This window comes from Mesorhizobium sp. M0626, from assembly GCF_040320665.1.
Taxonomy (GTDB): Bacteria; Pseudomonadota; Alphaproteobacteria; order Rhizobiales; family Rhizobiaceae; genus Mesorhizobium.
This window is the reverse complement of the sequence record NZ_JAMYQD010000010.1, coordinates 223,982-245,160: the sequence shown is the minus strand read 5'-3', so window position 1 is coordinate 245,160 and position 21,179 is coordinate 223,982. Positions and strand designations below refer to the sequence as shown.

The window sequence follows — 21,179 nt, the reverse complement described above, 5'->3', positions numbered from 1 at the left end:
TCGGGTCTCCGCGACGGAGCTTCGCTCCTGCTTCGCCCGTGGATGACGAAGGTGGGGAGGCACCGGCCAATCACCACTGTTTGCGCGACTTCGCTGAACGGAATGGCGTTGGTCGCGAACCAAGGCCTATCCGCATGAAAAGCCCCATCTCCATCAAACGCGGCACGGTCGCCGCAGCGTTCATCGACCTCCAGGAAGAGCATCGGCAGGACAAGCGCTATCTGGTCGAAGGTTTTGGCGAGGTGCTTGCCAACGTCCAGCGCCTGCAGGCGGCGGCGCGGCGCAACTTCGTGCCGCTGTATCACTGGGCCTATATTGTCGATACCGCCAAGGCGCGGCCGTTCCATCCGCTCGATGCCGACGGCAAGTCGGCTTTTTCCGACAAGAGCGATCCGCTGACGGAAATCTGCCCAGAAGTGGCGGCCGCGGCCGGCGAGACGATGCTGGTCAAGACGCAGGCCAGCGCCTTCGGCGCCGGGCCTGTCGCAACCGAACTCAAGGCGCGCGGCATCGAATGGCTGATCGTCGCCGGCGTCTGGACGGAGGCCTGCATCGACGCCACCGTCAAGGACGCGGTCGCATCCGGCTTTCGTGTGCTTCTGGTCAAGGATGCCTGCGGCAGCGGCAGTGCCGCCATGCACCAGACCGCCATCCTCAACCTTGCCAACCGGCTCTATGGCGGCGCCGTCACCAACACGATAGACGCGTGCCGGCTGATGGCGGGCGACACCGTCGATGCATGGCGGGTCGAGGGCTCGGTGCCGCTGCGCTTCACCTTTGAAAACGCCGAACGTCTCTACGGCGAGCTCTGAGAGATGGGCACGGTCCACAAGCTCAAGACCACCAGGCGGGGGAAATACGCCACCCTGCTCGATCCGGCGCTGTGGGAGTATATCGACCTGGTCAATGACTGGTTCCCGCCCGAAATCCCCGAACTTCCGATCGCCGAGCAAAGGTCGGTCTATGATGCGATGTGCCGCGCTTTCCATCAGGGTTATCCCAAGGGGGTTTCGGCCAGCGACGGCATCATCGCCGCCGATGAGGGACACGCCATCCCGATCCGCTACTACCGGATGGCGGGCAAGCCCGTGCGCGCCGTCATCGTCTACTATCATGGCGGCGGCTTTGTGCTTGGCGGGCTCGACAGCCATGACGACATCTGCGCCGAGATCTGCGCCGGCACCGGTTTCGACGTTGTCTCGGCCGACTACCGGTTGGCGCCGGAACATCCCCACCCGGCCGCCTTCGACGACGCGCTGACCGTGTTCGAATGGGCGGCGGTGACAACGGACCTGCCGATCGTGCTCGTCGGCGAAAGCGCCGGCGGCAACCTTGCCGCCGCGGTCGCGCACGCGTCTCGCCGCCACCTGCGCCGGGCGGCCGGCCAGGTGCTGATCTATCCCGGCCTCGGCGGCGACGAGAGTGCCGGCTCCTATGTCGAACATGCCGAGGCACCGTTGCTGACGCTGCGCGACATCGCGTTCTACCGCACCATTCGCGCTGCCCCGGCACAGTCGCCCGACGACCCGACTTTTTCTCCGCTGAAAGACAACGACTTCTCCGGCCTGCCGCCGACTGTCATCATCACGGCCCAGTGCGATCCGCTGTCGTCGGACGGCGAGACCTATCGCGACCGCGTCGTTGCCGCCGGCGGCCGCGCCTGGTGGTATGAGGAGCCGCGGCTGGTGCACAGTTTTCTGCGCGCCCGCAAAAGTGTTCCGCGCGCCGGCGAGGCGTTCGTGTGCACGCTTGCGGCCATCGCCGCCGTCGCCGTGCTCGGCAAGAACGACTGGCCATATTGAGGCGGCGAAGCGCTGATCTCCCCCTCATGGGCAGGCAATCGCATATGAGATTTTTGCGAAGAGGACCCCCACCCTAGCCCTCCCCACAAGGGGGAGGGAACGCTGCCGCCCGCCATATTGCGGCGCTCAACGTGGCCAATCTGCCGAGTTCAGCGCTGCCGAGTCTCCCTCCCCCTTGTGGGGAGGGATTAAGGGTGGGGGTATTCGTGGAGCGCAAAGCGCCGAAATCCATATGCGATTGCCGCGCCCACAAGGGGGAGATTGTCTGCACTCCCACTGCGGAGTGGCGCACAAGAATTGCGGAAAAGAGAACATTTCCCGGGGTCGGCCCGCTTTATCATCACCTGCTCAGGCAACGGCGCCCGATGATCGCATCCGCCCCAGCGGAGGCGGACCGTCGGGGCGCCCAACAAAAGAGGGAACGACGATGAAATTCATGCTGACCGACCGCAATTTGCACCCGCAGGCCAAACCCGTCGCCCAAGATTTCACAAAGGGCGGCGTCAACCGGCGCGAATATCTCGCCATCATGGCCGGCTTCGGCGTCAGCGCGGCCGGAGCACTGGCATTGGGCGGCCTCAGCGCGTCGCCCGCCCGGGCAGAGGAGCCGAAGCGCGGCGGCACCTTGCGCGTCGCCATGAACGTCAAGGGTTTCAAGGATCCGCGCACCTTCGACGGTGTCGAGATGTCCAATGTGGCGCGCCACTGCAACGAATATCTGGTGCGCTGGAACCGCGACTTCACCTTCGAGCCGTGGCTGCTCGAAAGCTGGGAAACCAGCGACGACGCCAGGACGCTGACGCTGCATGTGCGCAAGGGCATCGCCTGGTCGAATGGCGACGTCTTCAACGCCGATGACGTCATCCACAATCTCAACCGCTGGTGCGACGCTTCCGTCCCCGGCAATTCGGTCGCCGCGCGCATGGGCGCGCTGGTCAATGCCGACACCAAGCCGGTCGATGGCGGCATCGAGAAGGTCGACGATTTCACCGTAAAGCTCAATCTGCCGAAACCCGACATTTCGCTGATCGCAGGGATGGCCGACTATCCCGCGCTGATCATGCACCGCTCCTATGAGGGCGGCGACGATCCGATGAAGGCGCTCGCAATCACCACCGGCCCTTGCGAACTTGTCATCTGGAATGCCGAGACCAGTGCGGAGGTGAAGCGAAAGGACAAGCCCTGGTGGAAGGGCGACTTCTACCTCGACGGCATCAAATGGGTCGATTACGGCTCCGACCCCAACGCGATGCTGTCGGCGTTCGAATCCGGCGAGATCGACACCGACCACGAGACCGCCTCCGACGCCGTGTCGCAGACCGAGCAGATGGGCTTGCTGAATTCCGAGATCGCCACCGGATCGACCATCGTTGCCCGTTTCAATGTCGGCAACGCGCCCTATGACGACGTCAAGGTGCGCCGCGCCGCCCAGCTTGCCGTCGACAATTCCGCCGTGCTGGCGCTCGGCCTCGGCGGCCGCGGCAAGCCGGCCGACAACCACCATGTCGGCCCGATGCATCCGGAATTTGCCGATATCGGCCCGGCCAAGCGCGACATGGATCAGGCCAAGAAATTGCTCACTGAAGCCGGCAAGGCCGACCACGAATTCGAGCTGATCTCGGTCGACATCGAATGGCAAAAGAGCACCGGCGACGCGATCGCCGCGCAGATGCGCGAGGCTGGCCTGAAGATCAAACGCACCGTGTTGCCGGCGGCGACCTTCTGGAACGACTGGAGCAAATACCCCTTCTCCACAACCGAATGGCTGGGCCGCCCGCTCGGCGTCCAGGTGCTGGCGCTCGCCTACAAATCGGGCGCCGCCTGGAACGAAAGCGCCTATGCCGACAAGGAATTCGACACGCTTCTCGACAAGGCGCTGGCAACGCCGGACGCCGCCCAGCGCAAGGAGATCATGGCCAGGATCGAGCAGAATCTGCGCGATGCCGGCATCATCATCCAGCCCTACTGGCGCTCGGTCTACCGCACCTATCGCAAAGGCGTGCAGGGCTGCGAACAGCACCAGTCGCTGGAGCAGCATTTTGAGAAGGTGTGGCTGGAGGGGTGATCCTTCGGGGACGCCGCATACCGTCTGGCACCTGAGCGGTATGTCGCTCAGGTAAATACCTGCAGCGCACTCCGAGCATTTACGACGGTGTCTGTCTTGACGCGGCGATCGTGGATCGGTCTGGTGTGTCGACGAGGCGCCGCTGTGGGCTCGCGTCATTCCGGAGAATACACATGCGCGCCCGTTGGGCTTTCATTCTTGCACCCATTATTCCGGCGATCCTGCCCGGCTACAATTGGCATGCGAACCACCCTGAGACGGGGCCGTTGTCGGGCTTCATCTTCGTAATCCTTGTTTTCTATGTTGTGGAGGCGGTGGTAGGAATTCCGGCCTTCTATGTCCTCACCCGACGGCGCTGGCAGTTTTTTTGGGTATACGTCGTCGTTGGCTTTCTGGCAGTTTTTGTTCCAGCGTTTGTCTTCGGCCTCATTAAGTGGAGTCCTCCATTGGGAATCGGCGGAGTTCTCTATGCATGCTCCTTCATAGGGATACTCGGTGGCGCTACAGGGCTGATCTTCTGGCTTTTGGTGCGCACAGACAAGGACCCTGTCGAACAGATTGCTTCGCACTTTACCTAGGTCAGCACCCCAAGATTGAGTTCAAGGCCTGATACACTTTGGCCGCGATATTTTGCACGAGAACGCATGGACCACTTCGACCTCGGCACCTATCGCCGTCCAATCTCCACCGCCTCGGCCGAGACGCAGCGCTGGTTCGATATCGGGCTGAACTGGTGCTACGGCTTCAACCATGAGGAAGGCATAAAGTGCTTCGAGAAGGCGCTGGAGACAGATCCTGATTGCGCCTTCGTGCATTGGGGCATCGCCTATGCCGCCGGGCCTTTTTACAACCTCACCTGGAACGAGCACGGACGAGCGTGCAGGCGAAACACGCTTGTTGTCACTGAGATCCCGCCGTCCGAGCAGCCGAGTCAGCTTTCGCCTTCTACGAGAAAATCTCCGCGAGTTCGTCGACGCTGGTGCCTTCCTTGACCTGGCGCAGCTCGACATAGGTGACGGCAATGGTCACCGACAGCATCGTCGAAAAGATCGTCGACACCAGAGTGCTGCCGAGCGCTCCGACCAGGACACCGACGCCGGTGATGCCGCCGGTGGTGGCGACCGCCAGTCCGAAAAACAAAGTGAACACCGCCTGGATGAGCATCGCCGCCACGCCAATGATCAGCAGGAGCCAGAATATCGACCAGCGGCTGCCTTTGGTCAGGGCACGGCTGCGCGATATCGAGCCGAACACGCCAAGCCGCTCCTGAACCGCAATGGGCACGGAAACCGATACGGAAATCAGCCACATGAAAGCGGGGATAAACGCCAGGGCAAGCCCGATCAGCCACCCGATAGGGGGAATGACCCAGGCGATGAAAACCATCACAAAAACAGCCACCACCAGAGTGACAATGATCAGAATGCCTATGCCCAGCGTGGGCAAGAAGCTGCGCAATGCTATCTGGATGCAGTCGCCGATGACCGGCCGCTTGCCGTTCAAAGCCTCGATTGCCGCCCTGACAAGCGCCGCTTGCACCAGCAAGGCCAGAACGAAAATGATCAAGGAAGCGACTATCGATAAGCCCGAGTAGTCTCCCATGGCCGACGTCTCGAAAGCGGCGGCGTTCCCGGCGCTGTCGACGTTCACCAATGTAGCGACCCGGGACAGGTTCCAGAGATTGTACAGCAGTGCGGGCAGTGTAGAGAAAAGTCCGACAACCACAGCAAGGAAACCCAGATTGCGGCCAATGACCGCGAAGCTGTTGCTGAAAACCCTGCCGATGCGAAATTTTTCCAGTCGTTCCTGCGTCAGTGACGTCATGATGCCTCCTCCCCGCGCTTCCTTGATCCAACCGGGTCAAGGCAGTGCAAAGCCGTCTGCTTATGAGAAAATCTCGGCCAGTTCGTCGACGCTGGTGCCTTCCTTGACCTGGCGCAGCTCGACATAGCCGACCGCGGCGGCGACCGACAGCACCATCGACATCACGCTCTGCACCAGCCCCGCCACGATGGTCGCGGCAATGCGGTGAAACAGGTAGACAACCACGCCAACCATCGACTGGATGACCATGGCGATGATGAAGAGGAGCAAGAACAGGCCGAACAGCGACCAGCGGCTGCCCTTGGTCAGGGCGCGGCTGCGCGACATGGAGCCGAACACGCCGAGCCGCTCCTGGATCAGAACTGGTACTGAGACAGACCAGCCGAGCCACAGGATGATGCCAGGCACTGCCAAGGCGAGGAAGGCCAGTCCCGACCCCAGGCCAACCAGTATGCCGATCCCGAGGGTCGGCAGCAAAAAGCGAATAGCGGTCTGAATACTGTCGCCGAAGGATGGGCGCTTGCCGTTCAGATCCTCGATGGCGGCACGCACCAGCGCCGACTGCAGCAACAGGGCGCAAATGGAACTTATGAAAACGGCGACGATCGAGACCCAGGAATTGCGAAAGGCGAAAAGGGGATCAGCCGCCACGCCCGGATCGACCTGCAGGATCGCCTGCATGCGCGAATCGATCCAGAGCTGCATGATGATCGTCGGCAGTCCCGCAAGCAGAAAGGCCAAGCCGACGCTCAGGCCGATGTTGCGGCCGATGACGGAGAAGGTGTTGTTGAAGACCCTGCCGATCTGAAATTTCTCAGGCCGCGCAAATGTTGCCGAAGTCATGAAGTACCCCCCTTTTCGTCGCTGAATATTGGCCGACGATTGCAGCAGTAAATTTGCCAAGATTAACGACACTCGTCTAGCCCACTTGCAAATGTTGCGCTGCATTGCCAGTGTCGGCCCGCGAACCGCAGGTTGCATGGGGGCGAAAAGGTGACTGCTGCACAGCCGGACGCTGCGCAAGCCGAATGGCTGGCCAAACTGCACAAGCAGTTGCTGTCAGACGATTCGATCCAGTTCGACCTGCCGGCCTACAGACCACCCGAGACACCCGAGTGGCTGAGACCGCTGGGCGAGTTCCTGAAATCGCTCGGCCCGTACATGATCTACCTGTTCTGGGGCGCGGTGATCACAGGTGCCGCGATCATTCTGCTGCTAATTGTCCTTGAAGTGAAAGGCGTCGCCTGGCGCCTGCCCTGGTGGCGCAAAAAGAGCGTGACCGAGGCGGAAGCGATATGGCACCCCGACGTTGGCGCCGCGCAGATCCTGTTGTCGGAAGCCGATGCGCTCGCCGCCCGGGGCGAGTATGACGAGGCGGTGCATCTCCTGCTGCGCCGCAGCGTTGCCGACATTGCCGGCCGCCTGCCCGACTTTCTGCGCCCGTCGCTGACCGCGCGCGATATCGCGGGAGCGGCGTCGCTGCCAACGCGGGCGCGTGGCGCCTTTACCCAGATCGCGCGCATCGTCGAGGCCGCTCTGTTCGCGCGCCGGCCGGTCGGGCCCGAGGGCTGGCAGGAGGCGCGCAGCGCCTATGAGCGATTCGTCTTCAGGGATGCCTGGACGTGAGTGACGCGACAGCCGACATCGCCCAGCAGGAACCGTTCAGCCGCAGGACGCTGTTCTGGGGCATTTTCGCCAGCCTGCTCGCGGCCGCAGGCTTCTTCCTGTTGTCCACCTATGCGCCCGACTTTCGCCAGCCGAGCGTCGGTGGCGCAACGCCGCTGTCGAAGAGCGGCATCGGCTATGCCGGTCTGGCGCAATGGCTGGAGCTGACCGGCGAAGCGCCCGACATGGCGCGGTCCGACAGCGATCTTCAGATCGACACGAACCTCCTGATCGTCACCATTTCGCCCGACAGCGACCCGGATGCGCTTGCCAACATCATCAAGCTTCGCAAGGGCCTGGATACGCTGTTCGTGCTGCCCAAATGGGCGACCTTGCCGCTGGCCTTGCACGAAGGCTGGGAGATGAAGATCCAGCGGCTGCCGGATGTGGTGGTCAACGACTGGCTCGGCCGCATCGCCAAGGCCAAGCTCGGCGAAGGTGAGACCACGGTCAAGCAACTCGACGTCTCAGGGCAAATGGTCAGCGTTCCCGGCCAGTTGCAATGGGTGGCCGACGAACACCCGCTGATTGCCGCCGGCAACGGCAAGGCCGTGCTGACCGAGGTCGAAGACGAGCGGTTCTACATTCTGACGGACCCCGATCTCATCAACAACGCTGGCTTGAAAGATCCCGACAAGGCGGCGGCGGCGCTCAAGCTGATCGAGCTCCTCCAGCCCGAAGAGGGTGCCGTCATGTTCGACCTGACGCTGCATGGCGTCGGGCGAAAATACGATCTCGCCAAGCTTCTGGTCGAGCCGCCCTTCCTGGCGCTGACGCTGACCATCCTGGCGGCGGCGGCACTTGCCTTCCTGCATGGCCTTGGCCGGTTCGGGCCGCCACGGGCCGATCAGCGCGCCATCGCCTTCGGCAAGCGCGCGCTGGTCGATACCACGGCGATGCTGTTGCGCCGCGCCGGCCGGCTGGAGGAACTGGGCGACCGCTATGGAGCACTGGCACGCGTGCGCGCCGGCGCGCTGCTCGGCGCGCCGCACGGTTTGCAGGGCGAAGCGCTCGACCGCTGGCTCGATTCCCGCGACAAGGACGAAGCCGGCGGGTTCACGACCCGCCTGCAAGCTGCGAACGCGGCAAAGACCCTGACACAAATGCATGATGCAGCCGAAAAGCTGCACGACTGGACGGCAAGGAGGCTCGGTGAACGTCGATGATGTGAAGGCCCTGGCGACACAGATCAGGGAAGAGGTGGCCAAGGCCATCACCGGGCAACACGATACGGTCGATCTGATGCTCACGGCATTGTTCGCCGGCGGGCATATATTGCTCGAAGGACCGCCGGGCACGGCCAAGACGATGACGGCGCGCTGCTTTGCCCAGGCGCTGGGCGTCGCCTATGGCCGCATCCAGTTCACACCCGACCTGATGCCCGGCGATATCGTCGGTTCCAACATCTACAATTTCCAGACCGGGCAATTCACGCTGACGCGCGGCCCGATCTTCTGCGACCTTTTGCTCGCCGACGAGATCAACCGCACGCCGCCCAAGACCCAGGCTGCCCTTTTGGAGGCGATGCAGGAGCATGCCGTCACCTTCGACGGCACCACTCATGCGCTCGGCCCGAACTTCATGGTGGTGGCGACGCAGAACCCTATCGAACATCAGGGCGTCTATCCTCTGCCCGAGGCGCAGCTCGACCGTTTCCTGTTCAAGCACCGGGTGAGCTACCCCGGCGCGGAAGAGGAAAAGGCGATCATCATCCACCATGGCGGCGGCACCGCCTCGCACGACATCAAGCAGTACGGCATCACCGCCCAGGCCGACCGCAAGACGCTGGAAAAGGCGCTGGCGACCGTCGGCGGGGTCACGCTGGTCGACGATGTCGTCGACTATATCGCAAGGCTGGTGCGGGCTACGCGCGAAAGCCCCGATCTGGAAGTCGGCGCCAGCCCGCGCGCGGGCGCCATGCTGGCGAGAGCCGCGCGCGCCCGGGCGGCGCTCGACGGACGCGCCTATGTCATCCCCGACGACGTCAAGGCGCTTGCCGTGCCGGCGCTGCGCCACCGGGTGATCCTGTCGCCTGCGGCGCAGATCGACGGCCGCCTGGTCGAACAGATCGTGACCGACCTTGTAGACCAGACGGAAGCGCCACGTTGATTTATCCGAGCGGCCGGGCAGTCTGGGCAGGTGCGGCCGGTGCAATACCGGCCTTCCTGATCGCGCTCGCGCTGCCGTCGCTGTGGTATCTCGGCCTGTTGTGGATCTGCGCGCTGCTTGCTTTCCTGGCCGTGGACGCGGCCGCCGGGCGCGGACGGGCTTCTCTGAACGCCAGCATCCACGCCCCGCCGCAGGTCAGCGTCGGCGGCCAGCTCACCGTCAATGTCACCGCCAGGCTCGGCGGACGGCCGCGCGCCGTGCAGGCGCGTCTTGGCCATGACGAGCGGCTGCAACCGCTGGGCGGCACCGGCGGCGCGTTGACCGCCGAGGCCGGCAGCGCATCGCTCGATCTCAGATTTCAGGCGCTGCGGCGCGGCATTGCCAGGTTCGACCGTCTGTGGGTGCGCTGGCGCGGGCCGTTCGGCTTGGTCTGGAACCAGGTCGTGCTGCCGATGGACGGCAAGGTGGCGGTGCTGCCCAACGTCAGCAGCGCCCGCGACGAGGCGATCACGCTTCTGCAGCGCCAGGCGCTGCCCGACGGACATGCGCAGCGCCGCGCCGGCCAGGGCCGCGAATTCGAGGCGCTCAAGGACTACCAGCCCGGCATGGGCCGGCGCATGATCGACTGGAAGCGCAGCGCCCGCCACGGCAGGCTTCTGGCGCGCGAATTCCGTATCGAGGAGAACAACAACATCGTGCTGGCCATCGATAGCGGCCGGCTGATGTGCGAGCCCGTCGACGGCGTGCCGAAGGTCGACCGCGCGGTCACCGCCGCCTTGCTGTCGGCGTTCATTGCGCTGAAGGGCGGCGACATGGTCTCCCTGTTCGGCTTCGATGCGCGGCCGCGCGTCTCCAGCGGCGCCGTGCGCGGCTCCGCCAGCTTCGCCATGATCCAGAAGCGGGCGGCGGAGATCGACTATTCCACCGAAGAGACCAATTTCACCCTGGCGCTGACGACCCTTGCAGCAAAGCTCGACCGGCGTTCGCTGGTGATCATCTTCACCGACTTCGTCGATCCGATCAGCGCCGAACTGATGCTGCGCACCGTCGGTCGGCTCACCGAACGGCATCTGGTGCTGTTCATGATGATGAAGGATGTCGAACTGGAGACACTGGCCGACATGCCGCCGGACGCACCGGAGGATGTGGCGCGCTCGGTCGTCGCCGGCGGGCTGCTGCGCGAAAGGCAGGTCGTCATCGGCAGGCTCAGGCTGCTCGGCGCGCATGTCATCGAAGCCGACCATCAGAGGCTCGGACCGGCGCTGGTCGAGCGCTATCTCGAGCTAAAGCGGGAGGATCTGTTGTGAACGCGCTGGTCGGCAAGGATGCGGTGCGCCAGTCGCTGGCGAGCTTCCGTTCGGAGCGCGAGGCCGACTGGAAGGCGTTCGAGGCGCTGCTTGCCCGGGTCGAGAAACGTGCGCCACGCACGCTATCGGAAGACGAACTGCTGTCGCTGCCATTGCTCTACCGCTCGGCGCTGTCCTCGCTTTCGGTGGCGCGGGCGACGTCGCTCGACAATGCGCTGGTCAGCTATCTCGAAGCGCTTTGCCTGCGCGGCTACTTCTACCTCTATGGCGCGCGTCGCGGCTTGCGGCAGCGCATCGGCGATTTCTTTCTGCATGACTGGCCGCATGCAATTCGCGATTTGTGGCGCGAGACCTTGCTGTCGGTCGTCCTGACCTTTGTCGGCGCCGGCGCCGGCTACTGGCTGGTGGCCAAAGACAAGGGCTGGTTCGACGCCATCATTCCGCCGAGCCTGGCCGGCGGGCGCAACCCGGATGCCTCAGTCGAAGTCCTGCGACAGGTGCTTTATGACGGCGCCGACAGCAATTTCCTGTCGGGCTTCGCCGCCTATCTGTTCACGCACAATGTCCAGGTGGCGATCCTGGCCTTCGCGCTGGGCTTTGCCTTCGCGGTGCCGAGCGTGCTCTTGATCCTGATGAATGGCTGCCTGCTTGGCGCGATGTTCCAGATCTACATCGCCAAGGGGCTCGGGCTGGAGCTGGGCGGCTGGCTGTCCATCCACGGCACCACCGAGATGTTCGCGATCGCCTTGGCGGGCGCCGCCGGCATGCGCATCGGCACGCGCATCGCCTTCCCCGGCGAACTGACGCGGATGACGGCGGCAGCCGATGCCGGGCGCGTGGCCGCAACCACCATGGTCGGGGTGACGATTATGCTTTTGTTTGCCGGCCTGCTCGAAGGCATCGGCAGGCAGGTGATCACCAGCGACGTGACACGCTATGCCATTGGCGGCGTCATGCTGACGCTGTGGCTTTGCTATTTCTATGTGTTCAGGGTGGTGCGGCATGGCGACCGCTAGGCGCGCTGCCGTCTCGACGATACGGCCGCTGATCACGCCGGAAGGGGTCGATCTCCGGATCAAGCTCGCCGATGCCGGCACCCGCGCCGCCGCCTTCCTGCTCGACTTTGTCATCATCATCGTCACGGCGATCGTGATCTCGATCGTTGCACTGTTCGGGCTGGCCGGCCTCAAAGGCGAAGGCGCGCAGCCGCTGTTCATCGTCTGGATCATCCTGATCTTCTTCCTGCGCAACGCCTATTTCATCGTCTTCGAAGCCGGCCGCCGCGCCGCCACGCCCGGCAAACGGATGCTCGGCATCCGGGTGGCGTCGCGCAGCGGCGCCGGCCTTTCGGTCGATCAGGTCATCGCCCGCAACCTGATGCGCGAGATCGAGATCTTCCTGCCGCTGTCGATCATCCTCGGCCGCAGCGAGATGGGGCTCGCCGACACGCTGACGACGATCTTCGGACTGGTGTGGACGCTGCTGTTTGCGCTCTTCCCGCTGTTCAACCGCGACCGCATGCGCATCGGCGACCTTTTGGCCGGAACGTGGGTTGTCGAGGCGCCGAAACTGGCGCTGGCCGAAGACCTGTCGCAACACCAGGACACCACCACCCGCGCCTTCCGCTTCACCCAGGCGCAGCTCGATGCCTATGGCATCGCCGAACTGCACAAGCTGGAGGAAGTGCTGCGCCGCGACGACTATTTCGCCCTGAAAGCCGTGGCCGAGACGATCGGGCGCAAGATCGGCATGACGATCGAGCCGGTCGATTCCAGGGCTTTCCTAACCGCCTATTATGGCGAGCTGCGGGCTCAACTCGAGCGCAAGCTTCTGCTGGGAACACGCAAGGCGGATAAATATCAGCGCTAGATCGGAGTTCCGGGATGCCGGTTCGCGTCAGCGAAGCAGAAGAAGCCAGGATTGAACGCGCCATTCAGGCCGCGATCTCGGGATCCTGGAACGAATTCGTCAAGCTCACGGATGCACCATTTTCTAACGATGCATCGATGATGGAGCAATTCGCAGACTCCTCCCACCGGCTTCGGGAAGTCGGTGGGAATTGGAAAATGAGCTCAGGCGTAGGCATCGCACCTGAGGGGACCCGTCTGATCACAGCGAGGATCGAAGCGCCACCGACCGTCGATATCGTTCTTTGCCTGCACAGTACGAGCTACAAGGACGACAGCACGATTAGCATTTGGACATTCCATCAGCAGTTGAACTGGGACTGACCATCTGGCACCTGGGGCGGTGACCGTACCGTCGCCTACCCCACCCACTTCTCATAGTCGGACACCAAAAGGTGCACCGGGGCAACGTCCTCTTCGATGTTGGAGAAGCGGCCGATCGGCTCGCGGAAGACGTTGTCGGTGAGATCGTCATTGACGGTCGAGACCTCGCCGATCAGCACATCCTTGCCCTCGGCCCAGAAGGCGTGCCAGACGCCGGGCAGCAGCGTCACGCTCTGGCCCGGGTCGAGCTTCAGGAGCCCGCCTGCCGGCAGCCTGTGGATGGTGCCGTCGACCGGCACCGTCACTTCGGCCTTCGGATCGATGCCGCCGTCGCGATCATGCATGAACAGTTCAAGCACGAGCTTACCGCCGCCGCGGTTGATGATGTCCTCGGCCTTGATGTTGTGGCGGTGCATCGGCGACAGCTGATCCTTGCGCGAGATCATGATCTTCTCGGCATAAAGCATGCCCATGCCCTTCTTCATGTCGGCATAGACGCCGTTGCGAACGGTGAACAGGAACAGGCCGAGTTCGTCGAATTTTTCCTGGCCGTAATCGGTGATGTCCCAACCGAGCCGCGAGGTGAAAATGGCGGCGGAGTCGGCCTTGCGCGCCTTCATCTCTTCCGGGCTCCAGTAGGCGAAGGGCGGCATGATGTAGCCGAACGAGCGGATGAAGGCGTCTGCATCGCGGATGATGTCGTTGACGGTGGAGCGTTTCATGATCGTGATCCCTTCGCGTCGCGTTCCCTGGAGTTATCTGAAGCGCATAGCCGAACAGCGCTGCGGTGTCGACGCAAACTGCGTGCTGGCCCCATGACATCCGTGCGGATCGGGGCCATAAGTCAGCCAGATTTCCCAGGGTGATATTTCATGCAAGGCATAGACGACCTCGACACGCCGGCGATCCTCATCGACGCAGCCCGCGCCGAAGCCAACATCACACGAGCGCAGGCGCATGCCGACCGCCACGGGCTGAAACTCAGGCCGCACATCAAGACGCACAAGCTGCCTTATTGGGCGAAGAAGCAGGTGGCGGCCGGCGCGGTCGGCATCACCTGCCAGAAGATCGGCGAAGCCGAGGTGATGGCCGATGCCGGGCTGACCGATATTTTTCTGCCCTACAACATCCTTGGCCGCGCCAAGCTGGAGCGCCTCAAGGCGCTGCATGGCCGTGTGACACTGTCAGTGACGGTGGACAGCCTCGAAACGCTGGATGGGCTCGCCGCCACCTTCACCGATACCTGGCACCCCCTGCCCGTCCTGGTCGAATGCGACACCGGCATGGGCCGTTGCGGCGTGCAGAGCGCCGCCGAGGCGCTGGCACTGGCGAAGTTGATCGACCAAGCCAAGGGGCTCACCTTCGGCGGGCTGATGACCTACCCCGCGGCCGGCCGCGCCGCCGAGGCTGAATCCTGGCTGGCCGGCGCCAAGCAAACGCTCGCGGCCTCGGGTCTCGCCTGTGATCGCATTTCAAGCGGCGGCACGCCTGATATGTGGCGCTCCGGCGAGGACAGCGTCGTTACCGAATACCGCCCCGGCACCTACATCTATCTCGACCGCTACCAGGTCGCCAAAGGCGTCGGCACGCTCGACGATTGTGCGCTGACGGTGCTCGCCACCGTGGTCAGCCATCCGACGCCGGCCCGCGCCATCCTCGACAGCGGCAGCAAGGCGCTGTCCAGCGACACGCTGGGGCTCCCCGATTTTGGCGAGCTGCTCGGCATGCCCGGCGCCCGCGTCACCAGCTTGAGCGAGGAACATGGCACGGTCACGCTTGGAAATGGTGCGAAGCTTCGCATTGGCGAGCGCGTGCGCGTGGTGCCTGATCATTGCTGCGTCGTGACCAACCTGTTCGACCAGGTGCATCTGATCGACGGTGACAAGGTGCTGGAAACGCTGAAGGTGGAAGCGCGTGGGCGGATGGAGTGAGGCTTTTCGTTTTGGAGGCTCGCCCTATTTCGACATTGACGAATTGTAATTTATAACTTACTAGCCACCATGGCAATCCTGAAGCAGACAGCCACCTTTCGGAGGTGGCACCAAAAGCTGAAAGACGGAAGAGCCAAGGCGGCAATTGCCGTTCGGCTGCAATGTTTGATTGTAGGAAATCCCGGCGACGTGGCCCCAGTGGGTGAAGGCATCAGTGAATTGCGCATTCACTATGGGCCCGGCTATCGCGTTTATTTCATAAGCGCGGTGAAACGGTCATCCTGCTCCTGTGCGGCGGGGATAAAAGTTCACAAGAAACCGACATACGGACAGCAAAGCGCCTGGCCGTAGAATGGAGTGACGACAATGGTTGAAAAAATCTATGATTTCGATCCCGCCGAAATGCTCGATTCCGATACGGCAATCGAGGCGTTTCTGGCAGAGGCAATGGAAACCGGAGACGCCAAATTCGTCGCGTCCGCCCTCGGTGTCGTTGCCCGCGCCAAGGGGATGAGCAACATTGCCAGAAAGACCGGCTTGGCTCGCGAGCATCTTTATACCTCGCTCAGCGAAAACGGTAATCCTACGCTGGAAACCACACTGGCGGTCATGAAAGCATTCGGCTTTCATTTGGCCCCAAAGCACGATGCAACTCAGGTCTAATCTACGCCAGCGCGCGTCGAGCGCGAGGTTGTTCGGGCCAACTGAAATCAGGACGGATAAACCGGACCCAGCGCCGCCTTCAGCGGATCCAGCGCGTCGCCATACAGCTTCCAGCGCTCGACCGAGGATGAATAGATCGGCTGGCGCACCTGCCAGCGGCTCGGCGTCCGCACGGTGCGCTCGGTCTCGTTGAAACGCAGGCAGGCATCGTCCCACTCGATGCCGAGGAATCCGATCAATCCACGGGCGCGATTTTCGAAATCGGCGACCGTTTCTTCGTAGGGCATGTCGTGGATATTCAGCGGGATGACCTTGGTCCAATGGCGCATCAGGCGGTCATACTGCCGGTAATACTGCCCAAGCTTGGTAAGATCGGCATTATAGCCGTGCGCCTCGGAAAAATTATGCATGAAACAGGACGCGCAATTGTCCATCGGGTCACGCCGGCAATGGATGATGCGGGCGTTCGGCAAGATCAGGCTGATGAAGGCCAGCAGCTCGAAATTATGCGGCATCTTGTCGACGACAAGCCGCGCCTTGCTGTTGCGTCTGCTGAGATCGTCGAGATACTTCGATCCAAGCTCCTTGGCCTTGGCCGCAGTGAGCGCCGCCATGCCCTTGGTGAAAATGGCTGGGTCGAGCTTGTCGAACCCAAGTTCGCCGGCAAGTGAACGAATGGTCGACAACTCGCCGGCGCCATAGATATCGCGATGGCTGGCGCATATCTGCTCGGTCAGCGTCGTTCCCGACCGGGGCATGCCGACGATGAAGACCGGGCGCCTGGATGGATTTCCCAAACTGGCTCGCGTCTTGAAGAAGCCAGCGTCGAAAGTGTCGATGAAGCTGTCGTAAAGCTGGGTGTGCCGGTCGATGTCGAAATCATTGCCGGAAATCGCCTTGGCCCTCGCGAAATGGCGGATGGCCGGGCCATACTCGCGCTGATCGTTGAGCATCTTGCCGGCGGCGTGGTGCAGCACTACCCGCTCGCGATCGGTGGTTGTCGGCAATTCCAGGCGTTTCAGCACCAAAGGCAACGTCGGATCGTCCTTGACCGCCCGGCGCGCAAGCGCCATTCCAGCCAGCGCCTCGACATGGCCCGGGTCGATGGCAAGGGCCTTGCTGAAGCATTCGACCGCCTCGGCCGGCCGGCCAATGTCGGTGAGCAAATCGCCCATACCGGCAAGTGCCATCACCGACTGGCCGTCGATAGCCAGCGCCTGGCGATAGAACCCTTCGGCAATGTCGCCCTCGAGCTGGCTACGATAGGAGCGGCCGAGATTGCACAGCGCTTCGATGAGCCCTCCGTCGAGCTCGATCGCCTTTCTCAGATGTCTGCGCGCCTTGTCGACGTTGCCGGTGACATTGTAGGCATTGCCGAGATTGTTGCGGAAGATGGCGTTGTCCGGTTCGAGCTTGACCGCCCTTTCCATATAGGCAATGGCGGCGTCATGATGCTCGGCCTCGATGGCGAGCGTGCCCATCAGGTTCAGCGCCATGGCATTTTTGGGCTGCGTGCGAAGCACCGTCTGGTAGCAGAACTCGGCCTCGCGAAAACGCTTGCGCCGTTGCAGGTCGATGCCGCGCTGCAATGTCTTTTCCGCCGGCTCACCGGCGGTCGGCAGCGAGGCTGAGATCATTGCCGGCAGACCCAGGGGTTGCCGGCGTGGCAAGAGCGGCATCCGTCAGATCCCGGTCGCGACCTGCGACGAACCAATCAGAACTTTAGGGTAACGCCAAGCTGGAGATTGTGGGAGTACAATTTGGCGTTCTCGTATGTGCCGCCGCCATCATTGTCGTCTAGATCCACGCTTGTCACGGCCTTGAAGCGGTAACCGAAATCGAGGTCGACATTCTGCGTTACCGCGTAGGTAACACCGGCGCCCACCTGGCCGGCGAAACCCCAGCCGCCAGGCCCGTATCCATAGGCGTGGCCATCAAAATGAGTATCGGCGGTAACATAGGCCGCGCCGAGACCGCCGCCGACATAGAGTTTGGCATCACCAAAATGCGCAACATCGGCCCAGACGTTGGCGAGAAGATAGGTGGCCGACAGATTGCCGGAAGCTGGGCCGGAACCTTGGTCGGCAGGAGGGAAGCTGAAGCTGTACTCGCTTGCCTTGTAGCGCGCGTAGGACAGTTCGCCTTCCACGCGGAACGTGTCGTTGATCCGCCGACCGACAGCGCCGCCGATCACGAACCCACTGTCAAGATCCACGGAATACCGACCACTATCGTAGTCCGTCTTCACATTGTTGGCAAAGCTGGCGCCGCCGAAGAGCGTGACGTACCAGAGATCCTCCGCCCTCGGCACGTCGACAAGCGCGTCTGCGGCGTAGGCCGAACTCCAGCCAAGCGCCAATGCAAATGTCGAAACGCCAGCCAGCAGGCACAGTTTCATCGTCGAATCCCCTCGCAACAACTAGTGACTAATATCACTCTTGCTTGGCGGCCGAGCTGTCAAGAACGCAAACGAGATCAAGGAGCAAAGCGAGGTCGGGAACGATCTTTTGAGAATTCTTGTTGCCGCACCGCAACATAGCAGCACATGCTAATGTTTCTGGCGGCAGGCGCATGGCTGTCCCTTCCGTTTGAAATCGCGCTAGTCGGCCTGCCTTGCCGCCACCCTGCGCATGGAGATCACCCGCCGGCGGCGGATCTCGGTGCGCATCACCGTCAGGTGCAGCGCGAAGAACAGCACGGTGAAGCCGAGCGCCATCACCAGCAGCGGCCATAGCAGGCTGGGATCGATCGTCGGTCCGCCGAGCCGGAACACCGAGGCCGGCTGGTGCAGCGTGTTCCACCAGTCGACCGAGAATTTGATGATCGGGATGTTGATGAAGCCGACCAGCGTGATGATGGCGGCGGCCCAGGCGGCACGGCTGGCGTCATCCAGCGCGCGCGTCAGCGCGATGATGCCGAGATACATCAGGAAGAGGATGAAGACTGAGGTCAGGCGGGCATCCCACACCCACCAGGTGCCCCACATCGGCTTGCCCCAGATGGAGCCGGTGACCAGCGCAAGCGCGGTGAAGGTGGCGCCGATCGGGGCTGCAGATTTCAGCGCGACGTCGGCCAGCGGATGGCGCCAGACCAGCGTACCGAGCGCGGCGACCGCCATCACCGTGTAGCACATCATGGCGAGCCAGGCGAAAGGCACGTGGATGTACATGATGCGCACCGTGATGCCCTGCTGGAAATCCTCAGGCGCGGCAAAGCTCATATAGAGACCGATGGCTAGCAGGATCGCGGCGATCGACGCCAGCCACGGCACCAGCCTGTCGGCCAGCCCGACAAAGCGCGTCGGGTTGGCGAGGTCGGTCCAGCCGGCGAGGCGTGAGGAGGTGTCGCTCATAAGGTCTAGATAGACCGGCGGCGCGTTCGGGGCAATCGAGCGGTTGTCGCAGTGCTTACCCTCTCCCTTGTGGGGAGGTCGCTGCAAAGCAGCGGGGTGGGGGTGGTGGGGCACTACCTCCACCCGGACCCTACGGGTCCGACCTCCCCACATGGGGGAGGTAAAAAAGCCTACGCCGCTTCGATATTCACCGTGCGGCTGAGACGGCGGACTTCCTCGTCGTTGAGCAGGCCGCCGGCGCGCAACAGGCTGGCGAAACGGCCATTGCGCAGCGACAGTTCGGCGAAGCCGCCCATCTCGACCACCTTGCCCTTGTCCATGAACACGACCAGGTCGGCGTCGCGAACGGTGGTCAGGCGGTGGGCGATGATGAAGGTGGTGCGGTTGCGCCTCAGTTCGTCGATGGCTTCCTTGACGCGGTCCTCGGTCTCGACGTCGAGCGCGCTCGTCGCCTCGTCGAGCACCAGGATCGGTGCGTCCTTGAGCACGGCGCGGGCAATGGCGATGCGCTGACGCTCGCCGCCCGAAAGCTGGCCGCCGCGCTCGCCAACGACGGTGTCGTAACCGGCGCTCTTGGCAAGGATGAAATCCTGCGCGGCAGCCGCGTTGGCGGCGGCGTGAACCTCGTCATAAGTCGCCTCGGCACGACCGACGCGGATGTTGTCCTCGATCGAGCGGTTGAGCAGGCCGGCATCCTGGAAGACGGTGGCGATCGAATGACGCAGCGACTTGCGGGTCACCGTGCGGGTGTCGATGCCGTCGATCAGGATACGGCCATGAGACGGCGAGAAGACGCGCTGCAAGAGGTTGATCAGCGTCGTCTTGCCGGCGCCGGTCGGGCCGACGATGGCAACCGTCTGCCCGGCCTGGACCTCGAAGGAGACGTCGTCGACGCCCTGCCGCGAATTGGCAAACTCGAAGCCGACATTCTCGAAGCGGACATGGCCGGTGACGTTGGTGAGGTCGCGCAAGCCGTCCGGCTCGGCGGAGTCGGCGGCCGAATCCTCGAGGTGATAGAAGTCCTCGAGCTTGGCGCGGGCTTCGGAAATCTGGTTGGCGAAAGCCGACATCTGGTCGAGGCGGGCAATCAGCAGCGTGGCAAAGCCGGTGAAGGCGATGACGTCGCCGATCTTGAGCTGGCCATGGGTGACCAGATAGGCGCCGATCAAAAGCACAACCATCATCGAAATGGTCGACGACAGGCGGTGCAGCGCATTGGCCATCGCCCACCAGTCGAGCACCGGGTTCTGCGCGTCGAGCAGGTTCTTGACATAGCGGCGCAGCGTATCGGCCTCGTGGCCGAGACGGTTGTAGCTCTGCAGCACGGCGACATTGCTGACCGAGTCGGTCACATGCGCGAACACCTGATGGTAGTGGCGCTCGACCGCGGCCTGGCCCGCCTTGGTGCGCTTCATCACAAGCCGGCCGATGCCGACATAGAGAACGCCCAGCGCCATCAGCACCAGCGACATGCGAAGATCCATGCTTATAGCGGTCGGAATCAGCAGAGCCAGCGCAACAGCCGTCGACAGATGCTGGCGCATGAATTCAAGCCACAGGCTGAACAGCGTCTCGACGGCGCGCAGCAGCGTGTGCAGCGCGTTGGAGGTGCCGCGCTGGTGGTGCCAGGCGAGCGGCATGGTGATCACGCGCTCGAACGACTGGCACAGCACCTCGCTGCGCCGCTTGTGGGCAAAACGGTCGGCGCCGCGCGCCACCAGCACGAAGGCGACGATGTTAAAGGCGCCGAGACCGGCCCACAGCGCCAGCGTCGAAAACACCGAACCCTTATCGGAGATGGCGTCGATTACCCGGCCGAACATGATCGGCTCGAGGATGGCGATAATGGCGAGCGCGACATTCGCACCGCAGATAAACGCAACGCGCTTCCTGTCGGCTGCGAGATAACCCAGCGCTCTCCAGTAGATTTGCAGAAGTGACACTTCAGCTACTCCGCCCAAAACATTATTGTGCACCGCACCATTTCTTGACACGTACCGGTTAACGGGTCGCAAAACAATGCCCGTCTACCTCTTCCGTTCCCATTCTGCGAACAAAAGATGACGACGTTGCGAAATCTGCCGTGATCACCTAACGGTTTGAGATAAAAGGTGAAATGTCAGTCTTGCGGCAAAATCATGGCAGCAGCTGGCCCTGCCACATTTTTAGTCACTGCACGCTTGGACCGCCGTTATCGGGAAGGCACGCCGTTCTGCGCCAGGAGCATGCC

Annotated in this window: 20 protein-coding genes and 2 pseudogenes; 15 read left to right on the top strand and 7 right to left on the bottom strand. The window is 62.9% G+C overall.

From position 1 onward, the window contains the following. Positions 1 to 134 precede the first annotated feature (134 nt). From NKI37_RS15080 to NKI37_RS15060, 5 genes and pseudogenes are all read left to right on the top strand, one after another. The gene (locus NKI37_RS15080; RefSeq protein ID WP_023742723.1) at positions 135 to 812 is read left to right on the top strand and encodes an isochorismatase family protein; all 678 of its coding nucleotides are present in this window, start codon (positions 135 to 137) and stop codon (positions 810 to 812) included. Between the two features lie 3 nt (positions 813 to 815). After that, positions 816 to 1,802: an alpha/beta hydrolase gene (locus NKI37_RS15075; RefSeq protein ID WP_352790502.1), complete on the top strand. Its 987-nt coding sequence runs from the start codon at positions 816 to 818 to the stop codon at positions 1,800 to 1,802. A gap of 427 nt (positions 1,803 to 2,229) precedes the next feature. After that, positions 2,230 to 3,867: an ABC transporter substrate-binding protein gene (locus NKI37_RS15070; RefSeq protein WP_352794489.1), complete on the top strand. Its 1,638-nt coding sequence runs from the start codon at positions 2,230 to 2,232 to the stop codon at positions 3,865 to 3,867. Between the two features lie 173 nt (positions 3,868 to 4,040). Continuing rightward, positions 4,041 to 4,445 (top strand): hypothetical protein, encoded by a 405-nt coding sequence (locus NKI37_RS15065; protein ID WP_352790506.1) that lies wholly within the window; start codon positions 4,041 to 4,043, stop codon positions 4,443 to 4,445. A gap of 66 nt (positions 4,446 to 4,511) precedes the next feature. Beyond that, positions 4,512 to 4,745, top strand: a pseudogene (locus tag NKI37_RS15060) (hypothetical protein); the annotation flags it as partial. A 67-nt stretch (positions 4,746 to 4,812) separates the two neighbouring features. On the opposite strand, the gene NKI37_RS15055 reads toward NKI37_RS15060, so the two are convergent. Then, positions 4,813 to 5,691, bottom strand: coding sequence for a hypothetical protein (locus NKI37_RS15055; protein WP_352790508.1), 879 nt, complete (start codon positions 5,689 to 5,691; stop codon positions 4,813 to 4,815). Positions 5,692 to 5,751: 60 nt separating this feature from the next. Then, positions 5,752 to 6,534, bottom strand: a complete 783-nt coding sequence (locus NKI37_RS15050; protein ID WP_352790510.1) for a hypothetical protein — start codon at positions 6,532 to 6,534, stop codon at positions 5,752 to 5,754. 150 nt (positions 6,535 to 6,684) lie between these two features. Here NKI37_RS15050 and NKI37_RS15045 point away from each other — a divergent pair, with 150 nt between their 5' ends. Genes NKI37_RS15045 through NKI37_RS15015 form a run of 7 tightly spaced genes read left to right on the top strand, consistent with a single transcriptional unit; the run spans position 6,685 to position 13,003 of the window. Further along, positions 6,685 to 7,317, top strand: coding sequence for a DUF4129 domain-containing protein (locus NKI37_RS15045; RefSeq protein WP_023682900.1), 633 nt, complete (start codon positions 6,685 to 6,687; stop codon positions 7,315 to 7,317). After that, positions 7,314 to 8,522 carry a hypothetical protein gene (locus tag NKI37_RS15040; RefSeq protein WP_023715252.1) on the top strand — a complete coding sequence of 403 codons (1,209 nt, stop codon included), beginning with the start codon at positions 7,314 to 7,316 and terminating at the stop codon, positions 8,520 to 8,522. The genes NKI37_RS15045 and NKI37_RS15040 overlap by 4 nt, the downstream gene beginning before the upstream one ends. After that, entirely contained in the window at positions 8,509 to 9,465 is a 957-nt protein-coding gene (locus tag NKI37_RS15035; protein WP_023698037.1) for an AAA family ATPase, read from the top strand. Before NKI37_RS15040 ends, NKI37_RS15035 begins: the two co-directional genes overlap by 14 nt. Beyond that, positions 9,462 to 10,772, top strand: a complete 1,311-nt coding sequence (locus tag NKI37_RS15030) for a DUF58 domain-containing protein (RefSeq protein ID WP_352790512.1) — start codon at positions 9,462 to 9,464, stop codon at positions 10,770 to 10,772. The genes NKI37_RS15035 and NKI37_RS15030 overlap by 4 nt, the downstream gene beginning before the upstream one ends. Then, positions 10,769 to 11,788: a stage II sporulation protein M gene (locus NKI37_RS15025; RefSeq protein WP_352463655.1), complete on the top strand. Its 1,020-nt coding sequence runs from the start codon at positions 10,769 to 10,771 to the stop codon at positions 11,786 to 11,788. The genes NKI37_RS15030 and NKI37_RS15025 overlap by 4 nt, the downstream gene beginning before the upstream one ends. Then, a complete protein-coding gene (locus NKI37_RS15020; RefSeq protein WP_352790515.1) occupies positions 11,775 to 12,641 on the top strand; it encodes an RDD family protein in 867 nt (288 codons plus the stop codon). Before NKI37_RS15025 ends, NKI37_RS15020 begins: the two co-directional genes overlap by 14 nt. 14 nt (positions 12,642 to 12,655) lie before the next feature. Further along, positions 12,656 to 13,003, top strand: coding sequence for a hypothetical protein (locus tag NKI37_RS15015; RefSeq protein ID WP_023829525.1), 348 nt, complete (start codon positions 12,656 to 12,658; stop codon positions 13,001 to 13,003). 35 nt (positions 13,004 to 13,038) lie between these two features. Here NKI37_RS15015 and NKI37_RS15010 read toward each other — a convergent pair whose 3' ends face one another. After that, positions 13,039 to 13,725 (bottom strand): D-lyxose/D-mannose family sugar isomerase, encoded by a 687-nt coding sequence (locus NKI37_RS15010; protein WP_352790517.1) that lies wholly within the window; start codon positions 13,723 to 13,725, stop codon positions 13,039 to 13,041. Positions 13,726 to 13,875: 150 nt separating this feature from the next. Between NKI37_RS15010 and NKI37_RS15005 the strand changes: the two genes are divergently transcribed. From NKI37_RS15005 to NKI37_RS14995, 3 genes and pseudogenes are all read left to right on the top strand, one after another. Continuing rightward, positions 13,876 to 14,934 (top strand): D-TA family PLP-dependent enzyme, encoded by a 1,059-nt coding sequence (locus tag NKI37_RS15005; protein WP_352790519.1) that lies wholly within the window; start codon positions 13,876 to 13,878, stop codon positions 14,932 to 14,934. Positions 14,935 to 15,003: 69 nt separating this feature from the next. Continuing rightward, a pseudogene (locus NKI37_RS15000) lies at positions 15,004 to 15,308 on the top strand (type II toxin-antitoxin system RelE/ParE family toxin). Beyond that, entirely contained in the window at positions 15,301 to 15,597 is a 297-nt protein-coding gene (locus tag NKI37_RS14995; protein ID WP_023672893.1) for an addiction module antidote protein, read from the top strand. Before NKI37_RS15000 ends, NKI37_RS14995 begins: the two are co-directional and overlap by 8 nt. Before the next feature lie 47 nt (positions 15,598 to 15,644). Here the strand turns inward: NKI37_RS14995 and NKI37_RS14990 are convergent, their stop codons facing one another. The 4 genes from NKI37_RS14990 to NKI37_RS14975 all read right to left on the bottom strand — a co-directional run bounded on the left by NKI37_RS14990 (position 15,645) and on the right by NKI37_RS14975 (position 20,892). Further along, positions 15,645 to 17,234 (bottom strand): tetratricopeptide repeat-containing sulfotransferase family protein, encoded by a 1,590-nt coding sequence (locus tag NKI37_RS14990; RefSeq protein ID WP_023705781.1) that lies wholly within the window; start codon positions 17,232 to 17,234, stop codon positions 15,645 to 15,647. A gap of 77 nt (positions 17,235 to 17,311) precedes the next feature. Beyond that, a complete protein-coding gene (locus tag NKI37_RS14985; RefSeq protein ID WP_023672895.1) occupies positions 17,312 to 17,995 on the bottom strand; it encodes an outer membrane protein in 684 nt (227 codons plus the stop codon). 201 nt (positions 17,996 to 18,196) lie between these two features. Then, positions 18,197 to 18,949, bottom strand: a complete 753-nt coding sequence (locus NKI37_RS14980) for a heme ABC transporter permease (protein ID WP_023672896.1) — start codon at positions 18,947 to 18,949, stop codon at positions 18,197 to 18,199. A gap of 170 nt (positions 18,950 to 19,119) precedes the next feature. Beyond that, the gene (locus NKI37_RS14975) at positions 19,120 to 20,892 is read right to left on the bottom strand and encodes a glucan ABC transporter ATP-binding protein/ permease (protein WP_023672897.1); all 1,773 of its coding nucleotides are present in this window, start codon (positions 20,890 to 20,892) and stop codon (positions 19,120 to 19,122) included. Between the last annotated feature and the right edge of the window lie 287 nt (positions 20,893 to 21,179).